This window comes from Rothia sp. HMSC067H10 (genome assembly GCF_001810635.1).
In the GTDB taxonomy this organism is placed as follows: Bacteria; Actinomycetota; Actinomycetes; order Actinomycetales; family Micrococcaceae; genus Rothia; species Rothia dentocariosa.
Genome location: NZ_KV802274.1, coordinates 1 through 811, shown reverse-complemented (window position 1 = coordinate 811; position 811 = coordinate 1). Strand labels below are relative to the sequence as shown.

Here is an 811-nt window from a genome sequence, read left to right as displayed (position 1 = left end):
CCCCAATCCGAACTGAGACCGGCTTTTAGGGATTAGCTCCACCTCACAGTATCGCAACCCTCTGTACCGGCCATTGTAGCATGCGTGAAGCCCAAGACATAAGGGGCATGATGATTTGACGTCATCCCCACCTTCCTCCGAGTTAACCCCGGCAGTCTCCTATGAGTCCCCACCATCACGTGCTGGCAACATAGAACGAGGGTTGCGCTCGTTGCGGGACTTAACCCAACATCTCACGACACGAGCTGACGACAACCATGCACCACCTGTATACCAGCCCCGAAGGGAAACGCCATCTCTGACGCAGTCCAGTATATGTCAAGCCTTGGTAAGGTTCTTCGCGTTGCATCGAATTAATCCGCATGCTCCGCCGCTTGTGCGGGCCCCCGTCAATTTCTTTGAGTTTTAGCCTTGCGGCCGTACTCCCCAGGCGGGGCACTTAATGCGTTAGCTACGGCGCGGAAAACGTGGAATGTCCCCCACACCTAGTGCCCAACGTTTACGGCATGGACTACCAGGGTATCTAATCCTGTTCGCTCCCCATGCTTTCGCTTCTCAGCGTCAGTTACAGCCCAGAGACCTGCCTTCGCCATCGGTGTTCCTCCTGATATCTGCGCATTCCACCGCTACACCAGGAATTCCAGTCTCCCCTACTGCACTCTAGTTAGCCCGTACCCACTGCAAAACCAGGGTTAAGCCCCAGCCTTTCACAGCAGACGCGACCAACCGCCTACAAGCTCTTTACGCCCAATAATTCCGGACAACGCTCGCGCCCTACGTATTACCGCGGCTGCTGGCACGTAGTTAGCCG

At 55.9% G+C, this 811-nt stretch carries 1 rRNA gene; it reads right to left on the bottom strand.

What is annotated here, in order from left to right:
* Window positions 1-811, bottom strand: a 16S ribosomal RNA gene (locus HMPREF2756_RS00760); the annotation flags it as partial.